This window comes from Flavobacterium sp. (assembly GCF_024642105.1).
Classification (GTDB): domain Bacteria; phylum Bacteroidota; class Bacteroidia; order Flavobacteriales; family Flavobacteriaceae; genus Flavobacterium.
Window position 1 is genome coordinate 59,872 of sequence record NZ_JAHEBT010000053.1, and the last position, 26,607, is coordinate 86,478.

At 34.4% G+C, this 26,607-nt stretch carries 26 protein-coding genes; 19 read left to right on the top strand and 7 right to left on the bottom strand.

Going from position 1 to position 26,607, the window contains the following annotated elements:
* The first annotated feature begins 29 nt into the window (after nt 1–29).
* From Q0L65_RS08585 to Q0L65_RS08595, 3 genes are read left to right on the top strand one after another with little or no spacing between them, the layout of a single operon-like run.
* Nucleotides 30–572, top strand: a complete 543-nt coding sequence (locus Q0L65_RS08585) for a sigma-70 family RNA polymerase sigma factor (protein ID WP_296685314.1) — start codon at nt 30–32, stop codon at nt 570–572.
* Between the two features lie 33 nt (nt 573–605).
* Nucleotides 606–1,019 (top strand): hypothetical protein, encoded by a 414-nt coding sequence (locus Q0L65_RS08590; RefSeq protein WP_296685317.1) that lies wholly within the window; start codon nt 606–608, stop codon nt 1,017–1,019.
* Nucleotides 1,020–1,040: 21 nt separating this feature from the next.
* Nucleotides 1,041–1,499 (top strand): sensor of ECF-type sigma factor, encoded by a 459-nt coding sequence (locus tag Q0L65_RS08595; protein ID WP_296685320.1) that lies wholly within the window; start codon nt 1,041–1,043, stop codon nt 1,497–1,499.
* 42 nt (nt 1,500–1,541) lie between these two features.
* Here the strand turns inward: Q0L65_RS08595 and Q0L65_RS08600 are convergent, their stop codons facing one another.
* Entirely contained in the window at nt 1,542–2,591 is a 1,050-nt protein-coding gene (locus Q0L65_RS08600; protein ID WP_296685321.1) for an oxidoreductase, read from the bottom strand.
* Between the two features lie 116 nt (nt 2,592–2,707).
* Here Q0L65_RS08600 and Q0L65_RS08605 point away from each other — a divergent pair, with 116 nt between their 5' ends.
* The 3 genes from Q0L65_RS08605 (at nt 2,708) to Q0L65_RS08615 (ending at nt 7,056) form a co-directional block, all read left to right on the top strand.
* On the top strand, nt 2,708–3,649 hold the full coding sequence (locus Q0L65_RS08605) for a hypothetical protein (protein ID WP_296685323.1): 942 nt from the start codon (nt 2,708–2,710) through the stop codon (nt 3,647–3,649).
* A 111-nt stretch (nt 3,650–3,760) separates the two neighbouring features.
* Nucleotides 3,761–5,722, top strand: a complete 1,962-nt coding sequence (locus tag Q0L65_RS08610; RefSeq protein ID WP_296685325.1) for a KUP/HAK/KT family potassium transporter — start codon at nt 3,761–3,763, stop codon at nt 5,720–5,722.
* 116 nt (nt 5,723–5,838) lie between these two features.
* Nucleotides 5,839–7,056, top strand: a complete 1,218-nt coding sequence (locus tag Q0L65_RS08615; protein WP_296685327.1) for a methyltransferase domain-containing protein — start codon at nt 5,839–5,841, stop codon at nt 7,054–7,056.
* A 66-nt stretch (nt 7,057–7,122) separates the two neighbouring features.
* Here Q0L65_RS08615 and rho read toward each other — a convergent pair whose 3' ends face one another.
* The gene (rho, locus tag Q0L65_RS08620; protein WP_296685330.1) at nt 7,123–8,826 is read right to left on the bottom strand and encodes a transcription termination factor Rho; all 1,704 of its coding nucleotides are present in this window, start codon (nt 8,824–8,826) and stop codon (nt 7,123–7,125) included.
* Nucleotides 8,827–9,013: 187 nt separating this feature from the next.
* Here rho and Q0L65_RS08625 point away from each other — a divergent pair, with 187 nt between their 5' ends.
* The 3 genes from Q0L65_RS08625 to Q0L65_RS08635 all read left to right on the top strand — a co-directional run bounded on the left by Q0L65_RS08625 (nt 9,014) and on the right by Q0L65_RS08635 (nt 11,944).
* Nucleotides 9,014–9,427, top strand: a complete 414-nt coding sequence (locus Q0L65_RS08625; RefSeq protein ID WP_296685332.1) for a DUF4293 domain-containing protein — start codon at nt 9,014–9,016, stop codon at nt 9,425–9,427.
* A gap of 137 nt (nt 9,428–9,564) precedes the next feature.
* Nucleotides 9,565–10,227: a response regulator transcription factor gene (locus Q0L65_RS08630; RefSeq protein ID WP_296685333.1), complete on the top strand. Its 663-nt coding sequence runs from the start codon at nt 9,565–9,567 to the stop codon at nt 10,225–10,227.
* A gap of 22 nt (nt 10,228–10,249) precedes the next feature.
* Entirely contained in the window at nt 10,250–11,944 is a 1,695-nt protein-coding gene (locus Q0L65_RS08635) for an ATP-binding protein (protein ID WP_296685335.1), read from the top strand.
* Here the strand turns inward: Q0L65_RS08635 and Q0L65_RS08640 are convergent, their stop codons facing one another.
* Nucleotides 11,945–12,442 carry a metallophosphoesterase family protein gene (locus Q0L65_RS08640; protein WP_296685336.1) on the bottom strand — a complete coding sequence of 166 codons (498 nt, stop codon included), beginning with the start codon at nt 12,440–12,442 and terminating at the stop codon, nt 11,945–11,947.
* 132 nt (nt 12,443–12,574) lie between these two features.
* Between Q0L65_RS08640 and truA the strand changes: the two genes are divergently transcribed.
* From truA to pepT, 7 genes are all read left to right on the top strand, one after another.
* Entirely contained in the window at nt 12,575–13,330 is a 756-nt protein-coding gene (gene truA / locus Q0L65_RS08645; protein ID WP_296685338.1) for a tRNA pseudouridine(38-40) synthase TruA, read from the top strand.
* Nucleotides 13,331–13,341: 11 nt separating this feature from the next.
* A complete protein-coding gene (locus Q0L65_RS08650; protein ID WP_296685340.1) occupies nt 13,342–15,096 on the top strand; it encodes an ABC transporter ATP-binding protein in 1,755 nt (584 codons plus the stop codon).
* 134 nt (nt 15,097–15,230) lie between these two features.
* Entirely contained in the window at nt 15,231–16,619 is a 1,389-nt protein-coding gene (gene lpdA / locus Q0L65_RS08655; protein ID WP_296685342.1) for a dihydrolipoyl dehydrogenase, read from the top strand.
* A gap of 94 nt (nt 16,620–16,713) precedes the next feature.
* Entirely contained in the window at nt 16,714–17,628 is a 915-nt protein-coding gene (gene cysK / locus Q0L65_RS08660; protein WP_296685344.1) for a cysteine synthase A, read from the top strand.
* 150 nt (nt 17,629–17,778) lie between these two features.
* A complete protein-coding gene (locus Q0L65_RS08665) occupies nt 17,779–18,225 on the top strand; it encodes an endo-arabinase (RefSeq protein WP_296685346.1) in 447 nt (148 codons plus the stop codon).
* 63 nt (nt 18,226–18,288) lie between these two features.
* On the top strand, nt 18,289–19,515 hold the full coding sequence (gene glgA, locus Q0L65_RS08670) for a glycogen synthase (protein ID WP_296685348.1): 1,227 nt from the start codon (nt 18,289–18,291) through the stop codon (nt 19,513–19,515).
* 88 nt (nt 19,516–19,603) lie between these two features.
* Nucleotides 19,604–20,842, top strand: a complete 1,239-nt coding sequence (gene pepT / locus Q0L65_RS08675) for a peptidase T (RefSeq protein WP_296685350.1) — start codon at nt 19,604–19,606, stop codon at nt 20,840–20,842.
* A gap of 53 nt (nt 20,843–20,895) precedes the next feature.
* Here pepT and yajC read toward each other — a convergent pair whose 3' ends face one another.
* The 3 genes from yajC to Q0L65_RS14020 all read right to left on the bottom strand — a co-directional run bounded on the left by yajC (nt 20,896) and on the right by Q0L65_RS14020 (nt 22,331).
* Nucleotides 20,896–21,168 (bottom strand): preprotein translocase subunit YajC, encoded by a 273-nt coding sequence (gene yajC / locus Q0L65_RS08680; protein ID WP_229316919.1) that lies wholly within the window; start codon nt 21,166–21,168, stop codon nt 20,896–20,898.
* A gap of 28 nt (nt 21,169–21,196) precedes the next feature.
* Nucleotides 21,197–22,108, bottom strand: a complete 912-nt coding sequence (nusB, locus tag Q0L65_RS08685; protein ID WP_296685908.1) for a transcription antitermination factor NusB — start codon at nt 22,106–22,108, stop codon at nt 21,197–21,199.
* Between the two features lie 169 nt (nt 22,109–22,277).
* A complete protein-coding gene (locus tag Q0L65_RS14020; RefSeq protein WP_366051620.1) occupies nt 22,278–22,331 on the bottom strand; it encodes a hypothetical protein in 54 nt (17 codons plus the stop codon).
* Between Q0L65_RS14020 and Q0L65_RS08690 the strand changes: the two genes are divergently transcribed.
* Together Q0L65_RS08690 and Q0L65_RS08695 are read left to right on the top strand one after the other, a co-directional pair.
* Entirely contained in the window at nt 22,331–24,109 is a 1,779-nt protein-coding gene (locus Q0L65_RS08690; protein ID WP_296685357.1) for an ABC transporter ATP-binding protein, read from the top strand. The two genes, Q0L65_RS14020 and Q0L65_RS08690, sit on opposite strands and share 1 nt — an antisense overlap.
* Nucleotides 24,110–24,178: 69 nt before the next feature.
* Entirely contained in the window at nt 24,179–24,559 is a 381-nt protein-coding gene (locus Q0L65_RS08695) for a PUR family DNA/RNA-binding protein (RefSeq protein ID WP_296685359.1), read from the top strand.
* Between the two features lie 74 nt (nt 24,560–24,633).
* On the opposite strand, the gene Q0L65_RS08700 is transcribed toward Q0L65_RS08695, so the two are convergent.
* Nucleotides 24,634–25,566 (bottom strand): peptidylprolyl isomerase, encoded by a 933-nt coding sequence (locus Q0L65_RS08700; RefSeq protein WP_296685361.1) that lies wholly within the window; start codon nt 25,564–25,566, stop codon nt 24,634–24,636.
* Between the two features lie 263 nt (nt 25,567–25,829).
* Between Q0L65_RS08700 and trmD the strand changes: the two genes are divergently transcribed.
* Complete coding sequence (gene trmD, locus Q0L65_RS08705; protein WP_296685363.1) at nt 25,830–26,507, top strand: tRNA (guanosine(37)-N1)-methyltransferase TrmD; 678 nt, start codon at nt 25,830–25,832, stop codon at nt 26,505–26,507.
* The last annotated feature ends 100 nt before the right edge of the window (nt 26,508–26,607 follow it).

Below are 26,607 nucleotides of genomic sequence, written 5' to 3' on the forward strand. Positions count from 1 at the left end.
ATTGTATTCTAATCAGTTAAACAAAAATCTTGCAAGAAGAAAAGGAATTTATTCAAGAATTATTACATCCTAAGACGCAAAATGAGGCGTTTCAAAAACTCTTGCTTACGTATCAAAAACCGCTCTATCATCATATTCGAAACATTGTATTAAACCATGATGACACGGACGATGTATTACAAAATACATTTATAAAAGTATTTCAAAATCTAAAAAACTTCAAAGGAGATAGCAAACTCTTTTCTTGGATGTACCGAATAGCCACTAATGAATCGTTAACTTTTATCAAACAAAAAGCACAAAAAAATAAAACTTCAACCGAAGAATTACAAAACAAAACGATTGACAATTTAAAAGCAGATGTCTATTTTGATGGAAATGAAATTCAAATCAAATTACAAAAAGCAATTGCATTATTGCCTACCAAACAACAATTAGTCTTCAAAATGAAATATTTTGAAGAATTAAAATATGAAGAAATCGCTGATATTTTAGACACCTCGGTTGGAGCGCTAAAGGCTTCTTATCATCATGCTGTAAAAAAAATAGAAGCTTACGTTACCTCAAATTAAACCTTTTAAACTCTCTTTAGTCAAACCATTGTTATGAAAACATTTAAATTAGAAAACGAACCAAAAATTGAAACTGGATTTATAGTTCCAGAACAATACTTTGATGATTTTTCTAAAAAAGTACTTTCTCAATTACCCGAAGAAAAAAGCACCGTTATTCCTCTTTTTCAAAGAAGAAAAAACCTGTTATTTGCAGTAGCTGCTGTTTTGGTTATTGGATTGTTGATTCCTATTTATAATCAATTATCGAGAAATTCAGAAGAATTAGATACTACTACTTTAGAAAATCATTTAGCGTATCAAACTGATATCAATCAATATGAACTAATTAGCGAATTAGATGAGGAAGACCTTACTAAAATGGAGTCTGCAATTCAATTAAAAGACGAGACTATTGAAGACATTTTAACAACTAATTCAGATTTGGAAAGACTTATTACGGAATAATATATTTATAAAAACAAAACTATGAAGCCTCTTAAAATAATAATTGTACTACTATTGCTTACTTCATTCAACTTCTATGCGCAAGGAGATAATATGAAAGAAAAAAGAGAGCAAATCAAAACTATGAAAATAGCTTTTTTGACTACAGAATTAGATTTAAACAGTACCGAAGCAGAGAAATTTTGGCCTATCTATAATACTTTTGAAGAAAAAGAATTTGAATTGAAGCATTTAAAAATGAGATCTTTTATTAAAAAATACAAAGAAGGTAAAGATAAAATGTCAGAAAAAGAAGCTAGTACTCTGCTGAACCAAATTGAAAACAATGAAGAAGAAATATTCGTGCTTCGCAAAAAATTTATCGGGAATTTAAAAGGAATTTTACCCGCTTCTAAAATTATTCGGCTTAAAAAATCAGAAGAAGACTTTAATAGAAAACTATTAATGCAATACCGAAACAAAGGACAGAGAAAAGAATAATTTTATAAAAGTATCTCCAAGGCCATTCCAATAGGAATGGCCTTATTTTTTAAATCGAATACGAATCAATTTATTTTTACCTGCTGCAATTGCAGTTGAAGCATTTAAAAAACGAATGGTATATAAACTTCCGTCAGTACTGAATTGTTTCCAACTATTACCTCCATCATTAGAATAAAATAAACCTGAAGCACCAACACTGACTAATTCTTTGCCTTTACTTTTCGGAATATATTGCACACAAGAAGCGTACCCAAAACCTTGATTTTGCGCAACCAATTGCCATCTTTTTCCTCCATCTCGAGTTACAGCTTTATTATCAAAATTTTGAGTCAAAACCTCATAATTTCCTCCAGAGATAAATCCTACTTTTGAATCATAAAAATCAGCTGTAAAAATTCCGGTCATCTGTTTTCCTTGTACCATTGGTGTTTCATTCACTGACCAACTTTTTCCTTTATCATCAGAGAAGAATACTCGGGCACTTTTTCCTCCAGACACAAGCCAAGTACTATTCTCCTTGATTACAATGTTAGTATTGCTAGCGGCAAAAGCAGCTTCTCCTTCTGCTAATTGAGGTAATTGATCCGAAGGTGTTTTTTGCCAAGTAGTACCACCATCCCGAGTTGTTATTACAGAAAAACATCCTTCTATTGGATCTCCAACGGCAATCCCTTCTAAATCATTCCAAAATTGCATACTATCATAAAATACTTTTTCATGCTTTTCTTGGTATACCAATTCATAACTCAAATCTTCTTTTGAAATTCGGTATAACAAGGCTGGATTAGCGACACTTAAAATAAATACATACGTATTAGTTTGAGCGATACTTCTAAACTCACTATTTTTCTCATTGGGAATTTGAATTTCTTTCTTTTGATTTAGCTTCAAATCAATATAACCAAATCTAGATTTATCAGCAGCGTACCACACCTTTTCATTGTCCAAAACTAAAGCGCGAATACTGATTTTATCCTCTAACAAAGTATCTATTACAACAGATGTAAAATAATTTTTAGTAATTCTATCTTTTGATTTACAAGAACATAAAAGAATACTAACTACAATAAAAAGGATTATTTTCTTCATAAAAAACAGGATTTAAAATGCTAAAATACAATTAATTAAAATGTAGGCATAGTGTTCTTTTATTTATTGGCACAGTAATTGGAAAGTTATCAAATGTAATCTTAAATCGACTTATTATGAAAACTAAACTATTCTTTTGGACCGTAATTGGAACTTTTATTGTGACTCAAATACAAGCACAAAATAGATACCAAATAAATACAATGAACACCGAAATTAGCGCTAATTTAGATTTAAGAGCAGTTTCGTCACTATTTGGAGAAGCTCGAAATTTGGAAGATTTTGAAATGCATTTGAATGATCCTAAACTTCAACTATCTAATTTAGACTTGAATAATGATAATCAAGTTGATTATTTAAGAGTTGTAGAATCTGTTGAAAACAGAAACCACCTCATTTTAATTCAGGCCGTTATTGACCGTGATGTATATCAAGATGTAGCTACAATAAATGTAGAAAAAAACAACTATAATTCTGTTAACATACAAATTATTGGAAATAGAAATTTATATGGAGCTAATTACATTTACAACCCCGTTTACTATAGAACCCCTATACTATTAAGTTTGTTTTGGAATTCAAATTATCGTCCCTATTACTCTAATTGGAGATGGAATTACTATCCTAAACACTATTATTCTTGGAATTCACGCCCATATTATAAATACCATTCAAGCCATAGTTATAGTTTGAACAACTATCATAATAATTCCCAAAATTATAGAAGAAATCATTATACAGAAGATACTTATAAAACAAAGTACAACAATCAACGATACAATTATAATAATTCAAATCAACCAGTGTACGAATCGAATCATCGTGAATCAACGTATAATGGAAACCTAAGAGATTCAAATGAATACAGTCACGAAGAAAGAAATAATGGAAGTAATAGAAATAGAATCAAAAACGAAAATTATAGACGAGATAATATCGAAAATAAACCTTTCGAAATGAAAGAAGTGGAAATTAACCGAAATAACACACAATATGTTTCCACTCCATCAATGAGAGAAAACAACAGAAACTCCAGAGAAAATTTTCGAAGAAATTAACCTTAAACTTAGAATCATTAAAAACACGGAATCGGCTTCCGTGTTTTTTTATTATTTTTTATCCTAATATATTTAAAAAGAGTAAATTTGCCCACTTTTTAATTAAATATCATGAGCGTAGCGCACAAAGATCTTCATAGTAAATTAACACTTGGCGGTCTATTAGTTTCTTTAGGAATTATTTATGGTGACATTGGAACCTCTCCCTTGTACGTAATGAAAGCCATTCTTGGTGACCATATTATAAATGCCGACATTGTTTTAGGAGGAATCTCTTGTGTTTTTTGGACACTAACTCTACAAACTACAATTAAATACGTCCTCATCACTTTAAGTGCTGATAACCATGGAGAAGGGGGGATTTTTGCTTTATATGCATTAGTTAAAAAAACCAAAATACGATGGCTCATCGTACCTGCTATCATTGGAGGAAGTGCATTACTCGCTGACGGAATTATTACCCCTCCTATCTCTGTTTCATCTGCCGTTGAAGGAGTTAGAACCTTTTATCCTGAAATTAATACCATACCAATAGTAATTGGAATCTTATTTGTTCTCTTCACAATCCAACAATTTGGAACTAAACTTGTAGGGAAATTTTTTGCACCAATGATGCTCATTTGGTTTACTATGTTAGCTGTTTTAGGAGGTATCCAAATATTCAAACATATAGAAGTATTAAATGCTTTAAATCCATATTACGCTTACCGATTATTATCAATACATCCTGATGGTTTTTTTGTACTTGGTTTTGTATTTCTATGTACTACTGGTGCCGAGGCATTGTATTCAGACATGGGACATTGTGGACGAAAAAACATTAGAATCAGTTGGATTTTTGTAAAAACGGCTTTAGTATTGAACTACTTTGGACAAGGTGCTTATTTAATTCACCACGAAGGGCAAACATTAGCAAGTCTTGGCGGAAAAAATGGAAATCCATTTTATTTAATTATGGCTGATTGGTTTCAACCTATAGGAATTGTAGTCGCCACCCTGGCTGCCGTAATTGCTTCTCAAGCTTTAATTAGTGGCTCGTTTACTTTAATCAACGAAGCAATGCGTTTGAATTTTTGGCCAAAAGTCAAAATTAAATACCCAACCGAATTAAAAGGGCAATTGTACATTCCTTCAATCAACTGGTTATTATTCTTTGGATGTGTGGGCATTGTTTTACACTTCGAAGAATCTAGTAATATGGAACACGCTTACGGTTTAGCCATCATTCTTTGTATGATTATGACCACGCTGTTATTGAATTACTACTTAATTATGAAAAGAGTAAAATGGTTCTTCTTCGTACCATTAATCAGTATTTATTTAGTAATTGAATTTAGTTTCCTTGCAGCCAATATTACTAAATTTGCTGAGGGCGGCTATGTGACACTTTTTATAGCTATGCTACTGATTTCTATTATGACAATTTGGTATTTAGCGAAGAAAATTAACAAAGCATATACTAAAATTGTTAAGATTGAAGATTACAAAAAAGTATTGGGTGAATTAAGTGCCGATTTGTCCATCCCAAAATATGCTACCCATTTAGTATACATGACCAATGCTGGTAGAGTGGATGAAATTGAAGAAAAAGTAATGTATTCTATTCTTCAAAAAAGACCCAAAAGAGCTGATATCTATTGGTTTGTTCACGTAAATATCTTAACCGAACCTTACAAAACAGAATACAAAGTAACGGAGATATTAAAAGACGACTTGTATCGTGTTGATTTCAACTTAGGATTTAGAGAACCAACTAAAATCAATTTGATGTTCCGCGAAGTATTGAAAGATATGGTAAAAAAAGGCGAGGTAGATATCACCAGCCGTTACGAATCATTGAACAAAAACAATATTCTTGGAGACTTCAAATTTGTACTATCTGAAAAATTCTTATCTAACGATAGCGATTTATTGTGGCATGAAAAATTAGTTATGAATTCGTATTTCTTCATTAAAAAACTAAGTTTGTCTGAAGAAAGAGCCTTTGGATTAGACAGTAGCTCTGTGAAGATCGAAAAATTCCCAATGGTACTCCATGCACCAGAAAACATAGGATTAACAAGAGTAAAATAAAATACTCTTATCTCAAATACTAAAGGCACTGTTTCTCGACAGTGTCTTTTTATTTAGAACATTAAAATTTAGCTTTCCAATCAATAAATAGTACCTTTGCAATTCAATTATTTACAATGAGATTACACAGAAATTTAGTTTATACTACCATTGACGCTTTAAACGCTATTTTCAACGAAGGAGAATATGCAGACAAGGTGGTAGCACGTTCCTTAAAAAAAGACAAACGTTGGGGAAGTTCCGACAGAAAGTTTGTAGCCGAAACGATATATGAAATAGTACGTTGGAAACGTTTATACTCTGAAATTTCCGAAGTTAAAGAACCTTTTGACAGAGATAATTTATGGAGAATTTTTGCGGTTTGGGCTGTTTTGAGAGGGTATCCAATTCCAGATTGGCGTCAATTAGACGGTACTCCTGAACGAAAAATTAAAGGTCGTTTTGATGAATTGTCTAAAATCAGAACCTTCAAAGAATCTATCCCAGATTGGATGGACGAATTAGGAGTAAAAGAGTTAGGTGAAAAAGTTTGGTCAAAAGAAATTACGGCTCAAAACCAACCTGCTAAAGTAATTCTTCGTGTCAATACGCTAAAAACAACTAAAGAAAAACTCAAAGCTATCTTGATGGATTTGAATATCGAAACCGAATATTTGAAAGACCAACCTGATGCTTTAGTTTTAAAAGAAAGAGCCAATGTGTTTTTAACTGATGCTTTCAAACAAGGTTTCTTTGAAGTTCAGGATGCTAATTCACAATTAGTCGCTGCTTTCCTTGATGTAAAACCAGGAATGCGTGTGGTTGATACTTGTGCTGGTGCGGGCGGAAAAACGTTACACATTGCCTCTTTAATGGAGAATAAAGGACAATTGATTGCCATGGATTTATACGAAAGTAAATTAAAGCAATTGAAATTGAGAGCCAAAAGAAACAGTGCTTTTAACATTGAATACCGAATTATTGACTCTACCAAGGTTATTAAAAAATTACATGAAAAAGCCGATCGTGTTTTGATTGATGCACCTTGTAGTGGTTTAGGAGTTCTAAAAAGAAACCCTGACGCTAAATGGAAATTACAACCTGAATTCATCGATAATATCCGTAAAGTTCAAGCTGAAGTATTGGAAAATTATTCCAAAATTGTAAAACCTGGCGGTAAATTAGTATATGCTACTTGCTCAATTTTGCCTTCGGAAAACCAAGAACAAGTACAACGTTTTCTTACCACCGAAATTGGAAAACAATTTCAGTTTGTTGAAGACCGAAAAATATTGGCTTCAGAGTCAGGATTTGACGGTTTTTACATGGCTTTATTGGAACGTAAAAACGCTTAAGTATAAAACACTAAACATAAAAAAAGTCCCAATTTGGGACTTTTTTTATACAATTATATTTCAGAATTAATCATTCATTGAAATCAAAAACTCTTCGTTATTTCTAGTCTTTTTGAATCGGTCATTGATAAAATCCATTGCTTCCACAGGATTCATATCTGAAAGGTATTTACGCATAATCCACATACGTTGTAAAGTTTGTGGGTCTAACAATAAATCATCTCTACGCGTACTTGAAGACGTTAAATCAATGGCTGGGAAAATACGTTTGTTCGCAATTTTTCTATCCAACTGCAATTCCATATTACCGGTTCCTTTGAATTCTTCAAAAATCACCTCATCCATTTTAGAACCTGTTTCGGTCAAAGCAGTAGCGATGATACTTAACGAACCACCGTTTTCTACATTACGAGCCGCTCCAAAGAAACGTTTTGGTTTTTGCAATGCATTGGCATCTACCCCACCACTCAATACTTTTCCAGAAGCGGGTTGCACGGTATTGTAAGCACGTGCTAAACGAGTAATCGAATCCAAAAGAATAACTACATCATGCCCGCACTCCACTAAACGTTTGGCTTTTTCTAAAACAATATTAGCAATTTTAACGTGTTCTTGTGGTTCTCTATCAAAAGTAGAAGCAATCACCTCACCACGAACACTACGTTGCATATCGGTCACCTCTTCTGGACGCTCGTCAATCAAAAGAACAATCAAATATACTTCCGGATGATTGGCTGCAATAGCATTGGCAATGTCTTTTAACAACATTGTTTTACCTGTTTTGGGTTGCGCTACAATCATACCACGTTGTCCTTTCCCTATTGGAGAAAATAAATCAATAATTCGGGTAGAAATAGTACTTTGCTTTTCAGCCAATTTGAATTTTTCTTTTGGAAAAACAGGTGTTAAATGCTCAAATGAAACTCGGTCGCGAACCACTTGCGGATCATGTCCGTTAATTTTTAATACGCGAACCAATGGAAAGAATTTTTCTCCTTCTTTTGGAGGACGCACTACTCCTTTTACAGTATCTCCTGTTTTTAAACCAAACAATCGAATCTGAGAAGTAGACAAATAAATATCATCTGGCGAAGCCAAATAATTATAATCAGAAGAACGTAAGAAACCATATCCATCAGGCATCATTTCTAAGACTCCTTCACTTTCTATGATTCCGTCAAATTCATAATCAGAGTGTCCAAAATTATTTTTCTTATTCTTTTGGTTGGGATTCTGATTTTGATTGCCGTTTTGATTTGGGTTTTGGTTTTGTTTATTTAACTGATTCGGATTTGATTTTTTAGTAGCCACTGGTGCAGCTGTAACTTCGCTTGTAGATGGTTCCAAAGGCAATTCAAGCTCTCCTTCATTTCCTTTAGGAGCCTCCCCTTTTTTAGCTATTTTTTGTTCGTAAGCCGACTTGCTAAATTTAACTACTTTAGGCCTTGTATTATCTGATCCCTCATTCGGAATTTCAGCTTTCTCTTCTTTTGGTTTTGAATTTGAAATCACTTCCGTATCAACAATACTTTCTGAAGAAGGATTTGAAGCTGTTCCTTTTTTGGCAGGAATGATTCGGGTTCTTTTAGGTTTTTCAGTGCTTACTTCTTCTGAAGAATTGTCAGCAACTGAAGTTTTAGCTTGTTGCTCTACAATTTGAGCAATCAAGTCATCTTTTTTAACACCGTTATACTTTATGGTTTTAGCCAATTTAGCTATTTCTTGAAGCTCAGAAAGCTTCATTTCTTTTAATGCAGAAATATCAAACATGAATGTTCTATGGGTTTAATTTATTTTCTTTAGGAAACTTAAATGTGAAAGATAAGTAGTAAATTTTTATGGATTGTCCGTAGGATGAAGTGCTTACGGATTTGTCTTGCAATAATACGAATATTTTTTTATCATACAATAGTATTTATAAAAAAGAAACTATATTTTTGTGGGAGAATTAAAAACAATGATACAAAGAATTCAAACTTTATATTTACTTCTTGTTTTTGTAATTACGGGAGTTTTACCATTTGTTTTTCCTTTGTGGACAACAGCTGATGGTAAAGATTTTCTATTTATGCAAAATCAATTGTACGTAATTCTTTTTGGACTGAGTACTACACTCACTCTTTTAAGTATCATTTCATACAAGAAGAGACAAAATCAATTTGTTATTGGCAGATTGAACATCATATTAAATTTAATTTTATTAGGATTATTTGTTTATCATTCACTAAACTTATCCGGAGAAACTCCTGCAGTTTCTGAGAAGGGTATTGGGATGTTTCTACCTATCTTGGCTATCGTATTATTAGGTTTTGCTAATAAGGCCATCAAGAAGGATGAAGATCTTGTAAAATCTGTGGATCGATTGAGGTAAACCTATAAACTTAGTTTATTAGTGCGACGAAAACCCGAATGTAACCATTCGGGTTTTTCATTTTCAAACAATTTTGAATTAAAAAAGAAGAACGCCGCGTGAAATTTTCTTACATTTGAAAACAGATACCCAACCCCATGAGCAACAAAATAAAAATCTACCTAGCCGATGATCATCAAGTACTTCTTGATGGTATTCAATTTTTATTAAACACTATTACTGATTTTGAAGTAGTAGGATTTTCTTTAAACGGAAAAAACTTATACGAAGAAGTAATTGCTACAAAAGCAGCTGTTCTTATTTTAGATTTGAATATGCCTGAGAAAGACGGAGTCGAAGTGATTAAAGAATTCGCACAAAAAGGAATTCCGTGTAAAGTGATTATCTTATCGAGTTATGATGATTTAAAATTAATTAAAGAAATAATGCGCTTAGGTGCCAATGGTTATCTCACCAAAAAATGCGCAGGAGAGAATATTGTAGAAGCAATCTACGCGGTTAATAATGGTGAAGATTATTTCTGCAAATCAGTTAGAGAGAAAATCTTTAATTTGGTGACCAAAGACAACCAAAAAGTAAATCCCAATTTTTCTTTAGCGAACACCATTTTAACTGAAAGAGAATTAGAAATCATCACTTTAATTTCTTTAGAGTTAAGCGGAAAAGAAATTAGCGACAAATTATTTATTAGCACCAATACTGTAGAAACACACCGTAAAAATATTATGAAAAAAATTGGTGCTAAAAATACGATTGGTTTAGTAAAATATGCTATTAACAATAACCTAATTAAGTCTTAATTTTTGTTACAATCCTTACTTTATGTTATCAAAACGACTTTCACTTTTTATTGCTATATTTTCATTCCTAAACGGATGGATGGCTTTTTCACAAGAAAAAACACCTTCTAAAGAGGAGATAGCCAAAGAGCTGAAAAGTGCAATTCATTTAATGCGTGAGGGAAGTTATGATAAATCTCTAATTAAATGCAGAAGAATTTTACGGAACGCTATTCTTATCAAAGACAATAATTTAATCGCTTCCACTTACAACACCATAGGCGGTAACTTTGATTTATTCTCTAATCCAGAAAAATCTTTCTTCTACTATAAAAAAGGTTTGATCTATGCTGATAAAACTAACAACTCAAAATTAAAGAACCTACTCCATAATAATTTAGGTAACATCTATTGTTTTGATAAAAAAGATTACCTAAAAGGAATTGCACATTATAAAAAATCATTAGTATATAGTACTAAAGCACAAGATACTTCTCAATTAGTACTTACCAATCTCAATATTGCTTGGGCTTTTTTTGATGTCAAAAAATTTGAGCAAGGCTTTCCTTATCTAAAATTTGTTAATACCTATCATCAAAAATATGGTGGTGAATTAACTGAAGTGGCTTTAAATATGCTCAATGCTGTCTACTTCGGAAATAAAAAAGACCATTTAAAAGCCAAATATTATTTTGAAAAAGCCATTGCTTTAGGAAATTCTGGAAATGAAAAGTTTGATCTTGCACTTACTCATCAAGAATATGCTAACTATTTGAAATCAATTGGGCAATATAAAGAAGCGTATAAAAATCTATCATTATACACTACTATTACTGACCAAATTAATAATGAAGAAAAACTAAACAACGCAAAAACTGAAGGTCTAAACCTTGAAATAGAAGAATACAAAAGGGAAGTACAAAAAATAGAAGCCGAATATAAAACACAACAAAAAGTGTTAGCACAAGAAAAAACTACGGCTCAACGAAAATTAATTGCCGTGATTTCCATTTTCCTGATCAGTATGGTACTTTTATATTTTTACGTCCAGAATTCTAGATTAATTCAGAAGAATCGATTAAACGGGCTTCGAAATAAAATCCAACAAAACATTATTAATGCCTCATTATCTGGTCAAGAAATGGAACGAAAAAAAATAGCTTCTTTTTTACATGACAACATCAGTGCCTTACTTTCCTCTGCAGGTTTACATTTAAGTGTTTATAAGTCAAAAAGTAAAAACTCCAGCAACGAAATTGAAAAAACATTAGCCCTTTTAGGAGAGGCTCACGATAAAGTTCGTGATTTATCACACGAATTAATCCCTGCACTTTTAGTGCGATTTGGATTACTCTATGCTCTAGCCGATTTGTGTGAGAAAAATTCCAATTCTATTATTATTTTCGAATATGAAACTGATATTGACAATCAAAGAAGGTTCCCAGAAGACTTTGAAATCAAAATATACTTCATTATTTCAGAGCTATTAAATAATGTAATGAAACATAGTAATGCCACTATTGGGAAAGTTGTTCTTCAAGAAAATGGAACTATCTTAAAAATTCAGGTTTTTGATAATGGGAAGGGATTTGATACGAATCAATTTCAAATTTTAGAAGGTTTTGGAATCAATCAAATTAGAGCGAGAATCAACGCTATGAAAGGAAACCTAATTATTGACTCCAAAATAGATATGGGCACAATTATCACCATTGATGTTCCGATCAGTAAAGACTAATTACACCATTTTCTCGATTTCAATTATTTCTAAATCTTTGATTGCTTCTCCGTCAATTACGAATCGTAACATCGTTCGTACCTGATGAAAACCGCTTTTACCAGCTGCGCCTGGATTCATGTGTAACAAATTATGCTTTTTATCAAATTGTACTTTTAAAATATGGGAGTGTCCACAAATCAATAATTTAGGAGGATTTTGTGCCAATTCGGCGCGAATAGCCGGGTTGTATTTTCCTGGATAACCGCCAATATGAGTAATCCAAACCGAAACTCCTTCGCACAGAAACCGATTGTGTAACGGAAATTCTAAGCGGGCTTGAGCATCATCAATATTACCATAGACTGCTCGTAATGGTTTCATTTTTTTGATTGTATCAGTCACTACTAGGTCGCCAATATCTCCTGCATGCCAAACTTCATCTGCTTGAGCGACATATTTTAAAATCATGTCGTCAATATGGCTGTGCGTATCGGAAAGTAAGAGAATTTTTTTCATGCAACCCAACTAATTCCGCCAAAGTTAACACTTAAAACGCGATAAAAAAAGCCTTGAAGAACTTCCTATTTTAGGCTTTGCCCAACCTAAAAACTTTGTACCTTTGGAACTTCAACTTTGTGACGATTCAACTTGAGATATTTTATACATTTAGCTTATAACGGGACACCTTACCATGGCTGGCAAATACAGCCTAACGCTGCTTCTGTTCAAGAAACCTTGAACAAAGCATTTTCTGTCTTGTTACAGTCTGAAATCAATTTAATGGGAGCCGGACGCACAGACACGGGGGTTCATGCCAAAGAAATGTATGCTCATTTTGATTTCGAGCCTTCTTTTGATATTCCGAACTTAGTCCATAAACTCAATTCCTTTTTACCAAAAGACATTGTGATTTACGATATTATTCCCGTTCACGATGAAGCACATACTCGATTTGATGCCACCAAAAGAACCTACGAATACCACATTCATCAATTCAAAAATCCGTTTTTACACGAATTAAGTTGGTATTTTCATCAACCTTTAGATGTTGACTTGATGAACCAAGCAGCACAATTATTATTTAACTATACTGATTTTGAGTGTTTTTCTAAAGTCAATACCGATGTAAATACGTTTGATTGTACTATTTTTGAAGCGTATTGGACTCGAGGTGTAGCCAATCAAGAAAACAATCAACTTGTATTTACAATTTCAGCCAATCGTTTCTTAAGAAACATGGTACGTTCTATTGTAGGAACCTTAGTCAATGTAGGTTTACATAAAATCACACTAGACGATTTTACAAAAATTATAGAAAGCAAAAGCAGGGAAAAAGCAGGATTCTCGGTTCCGGCACACGGACTGTATTTAACTAAAATAGAATACGATTACATTAGTCAATAGCTTAAACAAATATGAAAGCAAAAGCATTCGATACTCGATTATTCAAACGAATTTTAAAATACACTAAACCGTACCAATTGCGTTTTAGAGGAGTTATTGTATATGCTATTTCACTATCCATTTTTGCGGCTTTACGTCCGTATTTATTGAAGCAAACGGTAGATGGCTACATCAAAACACACGATCAACAAGGACTTTTATTGTACATCGCCTTTATGGGAATTGTGCTTTTAGCCGAGGTTTTTTCGCAATACTATTTTGTGTATTGGGCGAATTGGTTAGGACAAGATATTGTGAAAGACATTAGAACCAAACTCTTCAAACACTTGCTAAGTTTCAGGATGAAGTATTTTGACCATGTACCTGTGGGGCAACTAGTGACTCGTTCTGTATCCGATATCGAAGCTATTGCCCGCATCTTTAGTCAAGGACTTTTTATGATTATTAGTGATTTGATGAAGATGGTGGTCGTATTAGTTTTCATGTTCTATATGAACTGGAAATTAACATGGATTGTGATAGTCGCTATGCCAATTTTGGTTTTCTTTACCCGAATATTCCAACGCAAAATGCAGGTAGCTTTTGAAGAAGTACGAACCGAAATTGCCAACATGAATTCCTTTGTGCAAGAACGTGTTACGGGAATGAAAATTGTACAATTATTCAACCGAGAAGATATTGAATTTGACAAGTTCAAAAACATCAACGACAAGCACCGAAAAGCGTGGATTAAAACAATTCTATATAACTCCATCTTCTTCCCTATTGCCGACATTATTTCGTCATTAACCTTAGGTTTTATTGTCTTATATGGCGGTTTCAAAATTTTAAATGGTGATGCTTTTACCACTTTTGGAGATCTATTTTCATACACAATGTTCATCGGAATGTTATTCAATCCGTTGCGTCAAATTGCAGATAAATTCAACGAAATGCAATTGGGAATGATTGCTGCCAATCGTGTTTTTGACATTTTGGACACCCAAGACCAAATTCAGGATACAGGAACTATTGAAGCACCTATTTTTGATGGAACGATTGAATTTAAAGACGTTCGTTTTGGCTACATTCCAAACGAAGAGGTAATTAAAGGAATTGATTTAGAAGTCAAAGCAGGTCAAACTATCGCCATTGTAGGCTCTACGGGAGCCGGAAAATCAACCATTATCAATTTATTGAATCGTTTTTACGAAATCAACAGTGGAACAATTTGTATAGACCACCATAACATCGAAAATTATACTTTGGATTCCCTGCGCAAGCAAATTGCAGTAGTTTTACAAGACGTTTTCTTGTTTGCAGATACCATTTACAATAACATTACGCTCAACAATCCAGCGATTTCTCGCGAAGAAGTTTTGGCTGCAGCCAAAAAAATTGGGGTACATGATTTCATCATGAGTTTGCCTGACAATTATGATTTTGATGTAAAAGAACGAGGTGTAATGCTGTCTTCCGGACAACGCCAATTGATTGCTTTTTTACGCGCTTTTGTGAGTAATCCAAGTATTTTGATTTTGGACGAAGCCACCTCTTCTATCGACACCTATTCAGAAGAATTGATACAGCGCGCTACCGAAACTATTACCGAAGGCCGAACTTCTATTGTAATTGCTCACCGATTAGCCACCATTGTCAATGCCGACAAAATTGTGGTGATGGACAAAGGATTAATTGTAGAAGAAGGTACGCATCAAGAACTAATTAACAGAGAAACTGGTTACTACAAAAACTTGTACGACTCGCAATTTTCAGTAGCTAATTAAGACCAAATAGGGTTTACATTCTGTTGCTTTTTTTTAAATTTTGTTAGTTTTTGACTTTCTGGGTTTGAAAATTTCACAAAACAGAATAATTCCTTAAATTCGCAGCATCAATTAATATAGATAAACTTATACACATGAAATACGATATTATAGTTTTAGGAAGTGGACCTGGGGGATATGTTACTGCCATCAGAGCCTCACAATTAGGCTTTAAAGTAGCTGTAATCGAAAAAGAAAATCTAGGTGGAGTTTGCTTGAACTGGGGATGTATCCCAACGAAAGCGTTACTTAAATCAGCTCAAGTTTTTGATTATTTAAAACACGCTTCTGACTACGGATTGACTGTTTCATCTTTTGATAAAGATTTCTCTGCGGTAGTAAACCGTTCTAGAGGAGTGGCTGAAGGAATGAGCAAAGGAGTACAATTCTTGATGAAAAAAAATAAAATCGACGTTATTGATGGTTTTGGTAAAATCAAACCAGGCAAAAAAGTGGATGTAACAGATAAAGACGGTAAAGTAACTGAATACAGCGCAGACCACATCATTTTGGCTACTGGAGCACGTTCTCGCGAATTACCAAACTTACCTCAAGATGGTGTAAAAGTAATTGGATACCGTCAAGCAATGACCTTACCAAAACAACCAAAATCCATGATTATCGTAGGTTCTGGAGCGATTGGAATTGAATTTGCGCATTTTTACAACTCTATGGGAACGGAAGTGACTATTGTAGAATTCATGCCCAACATTGTTCCTGTTGAAGACGAAGACATTTCAAAACAAATGGAACGTTCGATGAAAAAAGCGGGAGTTAATATTATGACTAACGCTTCTGTAGAAAAAATTGATACTTCTGGAAAAGGAGTAAAAGCATTTGTTAAAACAGCTAAAGGAGAAGAAGTTCTAGAGGCTGATATTTTACTTTCTGCTGTAGGTATTAAAACTAATATTGAAAATATCGGTCTAGAAGAAGTAGGTATTGCTACTGATAGAGATAAAATCTTAGTTAACGCTTACAATCAAACGAATATTCCTGGTTATTATGCCATTGGAGATATTACTCCTGGGCAAGCTTTGGCTCACGTAGCTTCTGCTGAAGGTATTAATTGTGTGGAAAAAATTGCGGGATTGCACGTAGAACCAATTGATTACGGAAACGTTCCAGGTTGTACCTATGCTACTCCAGAAATTGCTTCTGTTGGTTTGACTGAAAAAGCGGCTAAAGAAAAAGGATACGAATTGAAAATTGGTAAATTTCCATTTTCAGCTTCAGGAAAAGCAAAAGCAGCAGGAGCCGCAGATGGTTTTGTAAAAGTAATTTTCGACGCCAAATACGGAGAATGGTTAGGATGTCACATGATTGGAGCTGGTGTTACAGATATGATTGCTGAGGCAGTTGTAGCTCGTAAATTGGAAACAACAGGACACGAAATCTTAAAAGCAATTCACCCACACCCTACAATGAGTGAGGCGGTAATGGAAGCTGTAGCAGATGCATACGGGGAAGTGATTCACTTGTAATCAATACTTTTGTTTATTATAAACCCCGATGGAATTATTTCTTTCGGGGTTATTTTTTTACTTATCTTTATATACAACGAATAAAAAAACTACCATGCAATACAACAACATATTAGAAACTATTGGCAACACGCCACACATCAAAGTAAATCGCCTTTTTGGTGAGAACAAAAACGTTTGGATTAAACTCGAACGTGCTAATCCAGGAGCAAGTATCAAAGACAGAATTGCATTGGCTATGATTGAAGATGCTGAAGCAAAAGGATTATTGCAAAAAGACAGCACCATTATTGAAGCCACTTCTGGCAATACTGGAATTGGTTTAGCCATGGTAGCAGCCGTAAAAGGGTATCGATTGATTTTGGTAATGCCCGAATCGATGTCGGTAGAACGAAGACGATTAATGAGCATTTACGGCGCTGAATTTGTGCTTACACCTCGTGAAAAAGGCATGAAAGGGGCTATTGAAAAAGCACAAGAATTGACTGCTGAAATTCCTCACGCTTGGTCTCCACTTCAATTTGAAAATCCTGCTAATATTGAGGTACATAAAAAAACTACCGCGCAAGAAATCATCAAGGCTTTTCCTAACGGTCTAGACTATTTGATTACAGGAGTTGGAACAGGCGGACACATAACAGGTTGTGCTGAAATTTTAAAAGCACATTATCCTAACTTACACGTTTTTGCTGTAGAACCTGAAGCCTCACCTGTAATTAGTGGCGGCTCACCAGCTCCCCACCCTATTCAAGGTATTGGCGCTGGATTTATTCCAACTAATTTACATACCGAAGTATTGGACGGAACCATTCAAGTGAGCAAAGACGAGGCTTTTAACTTTGCTCAAAGAGCAGCCAAAGAAGAAGGAATTTTATTAGGTATTTCATCGGGAGCCTCTTTAGCAGCTGTAGCCAAAAAAATAAGTGAGATTCCAGCAGATGCAACCGTGCTTACTTTTTGCTATGACACGGGAGAGCGTTACTTAAGTATTGAAGGATTATTTGAATAAATCTATCCATTCTATAAAACATAAAAACCGATTGTTTAAAAACAGTCGGTTTTTTTATGCAACAAGTTTAACATTATCCTAGAATTTGCAAAACGTTATAAAAGTTCCGTATCTTTCGTAGATACGAATTAACCACTAATCTATCTTATTATGAAATGGAAAGCCGCATTGAGTTTAATCATTAGCATCACCTCTTTTGCTTATTCTCAAAAAATAGACGAAGAAGCTGCTATCAAAAAATTATTAGAAAAAGAATCATCAACTTGGCGTGCCAAAGACGTAAAAGGACATACTGATTGTTGGCACGTTCAACCTTATAGCCGAATCTTAGTTTCTTTGCCTAATGGACAAACTATAGACGTTCCTCCTACGGCCATGCAAAATGAAAAACCAGAAAGTATGGGAAATGGCGGATTTGCAGTAAACTCTAATTACAAAATGAGCATCCACAAAAATAATGCTTGGGTAAGCCATGACGAATTATCCACCGATGCAGAAGGAAAACGCACTTGGTCTTATGAAATTCGACTATTAGAAAAAATCAAAGGACAATGGAAACTAGTAGGACAATCACTTCATATTTATAAAAAAGAATAAAATAGTATCCAATTTATTCCTATTTTTATACCAATTAGTACCAATTAACTCCAAAATATAGTCATGAAAATAGCTCTTTTTTCAAACGAATTTCCACCTCATATTTATGGTGGAGCCGGTGTACACATTGATTTTTTAAGTCAAGAATTGTCCAAATTAGGCGAAGTAGAAGTGCGTTGTTTTGGAGAACAATCGGAGAATAATGCGAATATGCACGTACAAGGCATTAGCGCTTGTTTGAACAAAATGGAAGAACCTTCCAATTCGCATATCAAAATGTTTCATAATTTGAGTCGAAATGTGGAAATGTCACAAGCTACTCCTCAGGCTGATATTATTCATTGCCACACTTGGTACACGCATTTGGCAGGCGTTTTCACTCGCGAATTAGTACAAGTTCCATTGATTTTGACTACACACAGTTTGGAAACACATCGTCCTTGGAAAGTGGAGCAATTAGGCAACGGTTATTTTCTGTCCCGTTGGATTGAAGATACTGCTTACAAAACTGCCGACGGTGTCATAGCGGTGAGCGAACAAATGAAACAGGATGTTATCGAAGCCTATAATGTAGCTCCCGAAAAAGTGACCGTAATTCATAACGGCATTGATCCTGAGTTTTACCAACCTACATTTGACCAAAGCCTTTTGTTAGAATACGGCATCAATCCCGATATTCCTTTTGTTTTATTTGTGGGACGAATAACTCGTCAAAAAGGAATTTCTCAACTCATCAATGCTGCAAAGTATTTCACTCCAAATTGCCAAGTCGTACTTTGTGCTGGAGCGCCAGACACCCCCGAAATTGCAGCTGAAACAGAAGCTTTAATAAGTGAATTACAATCGCAACGAGAAGGTGTTATCTTAATTTCAGAAATGCTACCTCGCGAAAAAATAAAAGTACTTTACAGTCATGCTCGAGTGTTTGCATGCCCTTCTTTATACGAACCTTTTGGTATCATCAATTTAGAAGCAATGTCTTGCGAAACTCCCGTTGTTGGAAGTGCTGTTGGTGGTATTCCTGAAATCATTGTGGAAGGCGAAACAGGTCATTTAATTCCGCTAGAAAGTGTTTCGAGAACCGATTTCAATCCGGCGCGCCCTGAAGAATTCCAAAAACAATTCGCGGCAAAAATTAATATTTTACTAGAAGATGAGACTTTGGCTATCCAAATGGGAAAAGCAGGTCGCAAAAGAGTTTTAGAAAAATTCAGCTGGGAATCTATTGCTAAAACTACTTTTGATTACTATCAAGAAGTGATCAATCGTTTTGAAAAAGAAAAAGCATAATATTCTTCTTTGAGATTGTCTCAATCTATCCAACTACATTAAAAAAATCTGCGGCAAAATAGTACCTTTGCCTCAAAATAATATTGCCATGCAACACATCATAGATCGATTCATCAGTTATGTTACTATTGACACCGAATCTGACCCTAATTCAACAACTACTCCTAGTTCCCAAAAACAATGGGATTTGGCCAATAAACTAGTAGAAGAATTAAAAACAATTGGACTTCAAGACGTAAGTATTGATGACAAAGCCTATATCATGGCAACACTTCCTAGCAATGTAGAACATGAAGTACCTACTATTGGATTTATTTCCCATTTTGATACTTCTCCTGATTTTTCGGGCGCCAATGTTAAACCTCAAGTGATATCGAATTACGATGGTGGAGATATTGTGTTAAATGCAGATAAAAACATTGTTTTATCGCCAAAATATTTCAAAGATTTATTGCAATACAAAGGACAAACCTTAATCACTACAGACGGGACAACATTACTAGGTGCGGATGACAAAGCGGGAATTACTGAAATCGTATCGGCTATGGAATACCTTATTCAGCACCCAGAAATCAAACACGGAAAGATCCGAATTGGTTTCACCCCGGATGAAGAAATTGGACGTGGAGCGCATCATTTTGATGTAGAAAAGTTTGGCGCTGATTGGGCCTACACTATGGACGGAAGTCAAGTGGGCGAATTAGAATATGAAAATTTTAATGCAGCTGGAGCCAAAATTACGTTCAAAGGAAAGAGTGTACATCCGGGCTACGCCAAAGGAAAAATGATTAACTCCATGTTGATTGCTAATGAATTTATCAATGCGTTACCTAAAGGTGAAACTCCCGAAGAAACGAGAGGTTATGAAGGTTTTTTTCACGTACATCATCTCAACGGAAGTATTGAAGAAACCGTAGTAGAATTAATTATTCGTGATCATAACAAAAAGAAGTTTGAAAAACGCAAAGCTTTAATTACGAAAATCACACAGAAAATCAATAAGAAGTTTGCCAAACAATATGGAGAAGATATCGCCATTGCTGAAGTAAATGACCAATACTACAATATGAAAGAAAAAGTGTTACCCGTAAAACACATTGTAGATATTGCAGAGAAAGCAATGAAAGAATTAGGAATTAAACCCCTTATCAAACCCATCCGTGGCGGAACTGATGGTTCTCAACTGTCCTACAAAGGATTGCCATGCCCTAATATTTTTGCTGGCGGACATAACTTTCATGGAAAATATGAATATGTTCCTGTAGAAAGCATTCAAAAAGCAATTGATGTCATTGTCAAAATTGCTGAACTAACTGCAATTCAATAATAACCCATAAAAAAAGCTCCCAATTGGGAGCTTTTTTTATTTTCTCTTTGAGATTATTTCTTATTCAAAGCAGCACTCATTTCCATTGAAATAGCTGAACGCTCCATTTTCAATTTTCCTGACATTGTTTCTACAACAACAGTAGTTTCTGCCAATTCAGCAATTTTACCGTGAAGACCACTTTTAGTAATGATTTTATCGCCTACTTTCAAGCTACTTTCAAATTCTTTCTCCGCTTTTGCTCTTTTTTGTTGTGGTCTAATCATGAAAAAATAGATTACTACAAACATTAATAAGAACGGCGCAAATTGACTTAATTGTCCCATAATTTTATTTTATTTTTTGTTACACGTATTACATCAAGCCTCTTCCGGCTTTGATCATTTTTTTATTCGTTTGAAATTCTTTTACTAAATTATCTAAAATTCCATTGATAAAAATACTACTTTTTGGAGTAGAATATTCTTTTGCCAATTCCAAATATTCATTCAAAGTTACTTTCACCGGAATTGATGGAAATTTCAACAATTCGCAAATCGCCATTTTAAGAATAATCGTATCAATTTCAGCAATACGATCCATATCCCAATTAGGTGTTTTAGAATCAAATTCTTTAGCCAATTCTTTTTCGTTCAAAACCGTTTTTCTAAACAAGTCTTTAGCAAAATCTTTGTCATCAGCGTCTTTAAACAATTTTGGCACTCTAAAACTATCATCTTCTGCTGATTTTATCGCTTTTAATTGTTTAACAATGTGCGTATTTACCACCGGAATATCATCAATCCAAGTTAATTTATCATCCTCTAAATACTCGTATAACTTTTCGTTTGGCACAATAATTTCTGAAAAAAGATCCACAACAAACTGCTTGTCCTCTTCAAATGTATTGACAGTATTGCTCATGTATTTCACATACAATTTACTTTCTTTCAACGAAGTTAAAAGTAAATTAATATAATCATCATGAATATTCCAATTGGTAATTTTTCTGTTTTCCAAAGCAATACTCAACGAATTATTTTCTTCCAATAATTGAAAAATAGTATTGTTAATGAATTTATTGTTTGGATTGCGTTCTTCTGGAGTAGCCAAATGTTTTTGACTAGATAAGTGTAAAAAGACTTTTTCCTTTTTTGCCATTTCAATTAAAGAAGAAAGCATAATCAGGTATAAATCTTGAATAGCATCGATGCTGTAAAATAGAAATTTTTCTTGACCTTCTAAATTATCCGAACCGTTTTGGTGCATGGCATAAATGGATTGCATAACCTTAACGCGAATGTGTCTTCTATTTACCACTTTGTAAGAACTTTTAATGAATTAGACTGCAAAAGTAGGCATTTCATCCCTTAAAATAAAATTTAAATCCCTTTTTTAAACTAAAAAAAAGTGCACTGTGAATCAATAATTTAATTCAACTCTCCCATTTTAACATTCAATTATTCTTTTTATTCCTGTATATTTGCGGAGCAAAAGAGCAGCAATACAATGAAAGAATTAGGTTATTTAAATAAGTACTTCGTCAAATACAAGTTCAGTTTTTTACTAGGTATTGCAATTACCATCATTGCGCAATTCTTTTCGCTATACACTCCAAAACTTATAAGCAAGTCACTTGGTGCAATTGAGGAATTCGACAAACTTTCAGATGCCCAAAAAACTTCTGCGACAATACTATCGCATTTCAAAGGCGAATTGGTTACCAATATTGTATTGATAATAGGCACCACTATTATTGCGGGTTTTTTGACCTTTTTAATGCGTCAAACTTTAATTGTAATGTCGCGACATATTGAATTTGATTTAAAAAATGAAGTCTTCAGACAATACGAAAATCTCTCTCAACAGTTCTACAAACAAAACAGAACCGGAGATTTAATGAACCGAATTAGTGAGGATGTTTCCAAAGTGAGAATGTATGTGGGACCCGCCGTGATGTATACCATCAATACTTTTATCCGCTTTGCCATTGTAATTGCGTACATGTATAATGTGTCGCCACGATTGACTTTATACACCCTATTACCCTTACCTATTTTATCGTACACGATTTTCAAACTCAGCTCTGAAATCAACAAACGAAGTACTATTTTTCAACAATACCTATCGAAAGTGTCTAGTTTTTCGCAAGAAATTTTCTCCGGAATCCGAGTAATAAAAGCATATTCATTAGAGAATCAACACCAAAACAATATGATTGATTTGGCTAATGAAAGTAAAAGCAAGAGTTTGGATTTAGCTCGAGTACAATCCCTATTTGGCCCATTAATGATGGCGTTGATTGGAATTAGCAACTTAGTGGTAATCTATTTTGGAGGGCTGATGTACATGGAAGGTACTATCAAAAGCATTGGTACCATTGCCGAATTCATCTTGTATGTTAACATGTTGACTTGGCCGGTAGCCTCATTAGGATGGGTTTCGTCTATGGTACAAGAGGCCGAAGCTTCGCAAAAACGTTTAAATGAGTTCCTGAAAATTGAACCTGAAATCAAAAACGCTAACCCAAATCATTCAACTATCGAAGGAAGTATTACTTTCAACAACGTAAGTTACACCTACGAAGACACTAATATCAAGGCTATTCAAAATATTTCGTTTTCAGTAAAGAAAGGACAAACCTTGGCTATTTTGGGCAAAACAGGTGCTGGAAAATCGACTATTCTTTCTTTAATTTCTAGATTGCACGATGTAACTGAAGGTCAAATCAAGATTGATGAAACCGAAATTAGTCAGCTTAATTTATACGATTTAAGAAACAGTATCGGAATTGTTCCTCAAGATGCCTTTTTATTTTCAGACAGTATTAAGAACAACATCAAGTTTGGTAAAGAAGATGCTACAGCTATTGAAATCGAATCCGCAGCAAAAAGCGCGGTAGTCCATGATAACATAATAGGTTTCAATAACCAATACGATACTATTCTAGGCGAAAGAGGAATAACGCTTTCTGGTGGTCAAAAACAACGCGTATCGATTGCAAGAGCTATTATTAAAAATCCTCCTATTCTACTTTTTGACGATTGCTTGTCTGCTGTCGATACCGAAACCGAAGAAGCAATTTTAAACAACTTGTACGAAATTTGTAAGGACAAAACGACAATTATTGTCAGCCATAGAGTTTCTTCTGCTAAAAATGCCGACCAAATTATCATTATTGACGAGGGCAAAATCATCCAACAAGGTTCTCATAATCAATTAATAAATGAAGAAGGTTACTACGCCGACTTGTATTTGAAACAACTTTCAGAAAAAGAATTACTATAATTTTTTGTTTTATCAATTTATTTTTATCATTTTTGGGTACCATTAAACCACTAAAATGACGAAAGGATTATGAGAGAAAATGACTTATTAGAAAAAGAAGAAATATTTTCTAAAGTTTTAAGAGCAGGGAGAAGAACTTATTTCTTTGATGTAAGAGCAACTAAAGCGGATGATTACTACATAACGATTACCGAAAGTAAAAAATTCACGGAAGAAGATGGATCATTCCATTTCAAAAAACATAAAATCTATTTGTACAAAGAAGATTTTGCTGCCTTTACAGAAATTTTAGGCGATATGACTTCGTATGTATTGAACCACAAAGGAGAAGAAGTAATTTCGGAAAGACACCAAAAAGATTTCAAAAAAGAATATGCTTCTGAAAATTCAGATGACGAAATAACACCTCAAGTATCTAATTTTACGGATATTGACTTTGATGATATTTAATCGAAATTAACAAAAACAAAAAAGCCCAAATTCAAATGATTTTGGGCTTTTTATTTATAACCTATTTTTTTTTCTTACTTCACATCAATCAACTCCACATCGAAGATTAAAGTAGCATTGGGTGGAATTACACCTCCAGCACCACGAGAACCATATCCTAAATGAGATGGAATTACAAAACGTGCTTTATCACCTACTTGCAACAAGGCAATTCCTTCATCCCAACCTTCAATCACATTGCCTCTTCCTAATGGAAATTCGATTGGTTTTTTACGTGCATACGAACTATCAAAAACTTTTCCGTCTGGCAATTGCCCTGAATAGTGAACAGAAACCGTTTTACCATCTTCTGCTTTTTTTCCAGAACCTCTTTGAATAAATTGGTAACGCAAACCACTTTCAGTTTTTTCAAAACCAGCCGCTAATTTTTCCATTTCAGCTTCGGCAGCAGCGCGTTCAGCTTCAATACGCTTTGCGCGAGAACCCTCAAAAGTTCTAAAAGCTTCCACAGCATTCCATTGCTCTGCTTCTGCCCCAACTCTAATAATTTCCAAAGTTTCCAAAACATCGCCTTGCGCCACAGCATCTACTACTTCCTGTCCTTCTACTACATGACCAAAAACAGTATGTTTCCCGTCTAACCAAGATGTTGGAACGTGAGTGATATAAAACTGAGAACCATTGGTACCAGGACCTGCATTGGCCATAGCCAAAACTCCCGGACGATCGTGTTTCAAATTTGGATGAAATTCATCATCAAATTTATACCCTGCATCTCCAGTTCCTGTTCCTTGAGGACAACCTCCTTGAATCATAAAATCAGGAATTACACGGTGAAATGTTAATCCGTCATAATATTTTGTCCCTTGTGGTTTCACTTTGTTTTCCAAGTTACCTTCAGCCAAAGCCACAAAGTTCCCCACCGTTCCCGGCGTTAAATCGTGTGTTAATTTTACTAAAACCGAACCTTTAGCGGTGTTGAATTTAGCGTATATTCCGTTTTCCATTTTTGTTATTTTTTATTGAAGTGCAAAATTACAATAATAATATAGAAAAGGCAAAACTGAATTTATTTTATGGGCGTGACCTCCGCAAAAGCTCCGGTCGGGCTGTACGCTCTATCTTTTTAAGCAGCTCCGAAAATATTCGCTGCTTAAAAAGGATGCCGCTGCCATCCCTCACGCAAACTAACGCTTCGCAAAACAAATTCGTTATTAAAAATACTTTAAACTTTGTACCTTTGCCTCTTTCCAACTTTGTATCCATTAAAATGCGCATAGACATTATCACCGTTCTTCCCGAATTATTACGAAGTCCTTTTGAAGCTTCTATTATGAAACGTGCTATCGACAAAGGTTTGGTCGAAGTACACATTCATAATTTACGCGATTATACGACTAACAAGCAAAAAAGTGTCGATGATTACCCTTTTGGAGGCGGAGCGGGAATGGTAATGACGGTACAACCCATTGATTCTTGTATTACGCATTTGAAAAGTCAGCGAGAATATGACGAAATCATTTATATGTCGCCCGATGGAGAAACACTCAACCAAAAAATGGCCAATACTATGTCGATGTATGATAATGTCATCATTTTATGTGGACACTATAAAGGAGTCGATCAACGCGTTCGTGATCATTTTATCACCAAAGAAATTTCTATAGGCGATTATGTTTTAAGTGGCGGTGAATTAGGAGCCTTGGTACTTTCAGATGCTTTAATCCGATTAATTCCAGGTGTTTTGAGTGACGAAACTTCGGCCCTAACCGACAGTTTCCAAGATGGCTTATTGTCGGGACCTATTTATACTCGACCAGCAGATTACAAAGGATGGAAAGTCCCTGAAGTCCTAACCAGTGGTAATTTTGCCAAAATTGACAAATGGCGAGAAGACATGGCGTACGAACACACTAAAAATCGTCGTCCCGACTTGCTAGAAGAGTAATATTTTATTTTTTTTCAATTTTTAATTCAAAATTCAAAATTTATAATTAATTTCGCACCCGCATTAGACCAACCTCTGGCGAGAACCGTGAATGTTGCTC

Coding starts and splice junctions, on each gene's coding strand:
- Q0L65_RS08590 (WP_296685317.1), top strand. CDS start 606: ATGAAAACATTTAAATTAGAAAACGAACCAAAAATTGAAACTGGATTT.
- Q0L65_RS08595 (WP_296685320.1), top strand. CDS start 1,041: ATGAAGCCTCTTAAAATAATAATTGTACTACTATTGCTTACTTCATTC.
- Q0L65_RS08600 (WP_296685321.1), bottom strand. CDS start 2,591: ATGAAGAAAATAATCCTTTTTATTGTAGTTAGTATTCTTTTATGTTCT.
- Q0L65_RS08605 (WP_296685323.1), top strand. CDS start 2,708: ATGAAAACTAAACTATTCTTTTGGACCGTAATTGGAACTTTTATTGTG.
- Q0L65_RS08610 (WP_296685325.1), top strand. CDS start 3,761: ATGAGCGTAGCGCACAAAGATCTTCATAGTAAATTAACACTTGGCGGT.
- Q0L65_RS08615 (WP_296685327.1), top strand. CDS start 5,839: ATGAGATTACACAGAAATTTAGTTTATACTACCATTGACGCTTTAAAC.
- rho (WP_296685330.1), bottom strand. CDS start 8,826: ATGTTTGATATTTCTGCATTAAAAGAAATGAAGCTTTCTGAGCTTCAA.
- Q0L65_RS08625 (WP_296685332.1), top strand. CDS start 9,014: ATGATACAAAGAATTCAAACTTTATATTTACTTCTTGTTTTTGTAATT.
- Q0L65_RS08630 (WP_296685333.1), top strand. CDS start 9,565: ATGAGCAACAAAATAAAAATCTACCTAGCCGATGATCATCAAGTACTT.
- Q0L65_RS08635 (WP_296685335.1), top strand. CDS start 10,250: ATGTTATCAAAACGACTTTCACTTTTTATTGCTATATTTTCATTCCTA.
- Q0L65_RS08640 (WP_296685336.1), bottom strand. CDS start 12,442: ATGAAAAAAATTCTCTTACTTTCCGATACGCACAGCCATATTGACGAC.
- Q0L65_RS08650 (WP_296685340.1), top strand. CDS start 13,342: ATGAAAGCAAAAGCATTCGATACTCGATTATTCAAACGAATTTTAAAA.
- lpdA (WP_296685342.1), top strand. CDS start 15,231: ATGAAATACGATATTATAGTTTTAGGAAGTGGACCTGGGGGATATGTT.
- cysK (WP_296685344.1), top strand. CDS start 16,714: ATGCAATACAACAACATATTAGAAACTATTGGCAACACGCCACACATC.
- Q0L65_RS08665 (WP_296685346.1), top strand. CDS start 17,779: ATGAAATGGAAAGCCGCATTGAGTTTAATCATTAGCATCACCTCTTTT.
- glgA (WP_296685348.1), top strand. CDS start 18,289: ATGAAAATAGCTCTTTTTTCAAACGAATTTCCACCTCATATTTATGGT.
- pepT (WP_296685350.1), top strand. CDS start 19,604: ATGCAACACATCATAGATCGATTCATCAGTTATGTTACTATTGACACC.
- yajC (WP_229316919.1), bottom strand. CDS start 21,168: ATGGGACAATTAAGTCAATTTGCGCCGTTCTTATTAATGTTTGTAGTA.
- nusB (WP_296685908.1), bottom strand. CDS start 22,108: ATGCAATCCATTTATGCCATGCACCAAAACGGTTCGGATAATTTAGAA.
- Q0L65_RS08690 (WP_296685357.1), top strand. CDS start 22,331: ATGAAAGAATTAGGTTATTTAAATAAGTACTTCGTCAAATACAAGTTC.
- Q0L65_RS08695 (WP_296685359.1), top strand. CDS start 24,179: ATGAGAGAAAATGACTTATTAGAAAAAGAAGAAATATTTTCTAAAGTT.
- Q0L65_RS08700 (WP_296685361.1), bottom strand. CDS start 25,566: ATGGAAAACGGAATATACGCTAAATTCAACACCGCTAAAGGTTCGGTT.
- trmD (WP_296685363.1), top strand. CDS start 25,830: ATGCGCATAGACATTATCACCGTTCTTCCCGAATTATTACGAAGTCCT.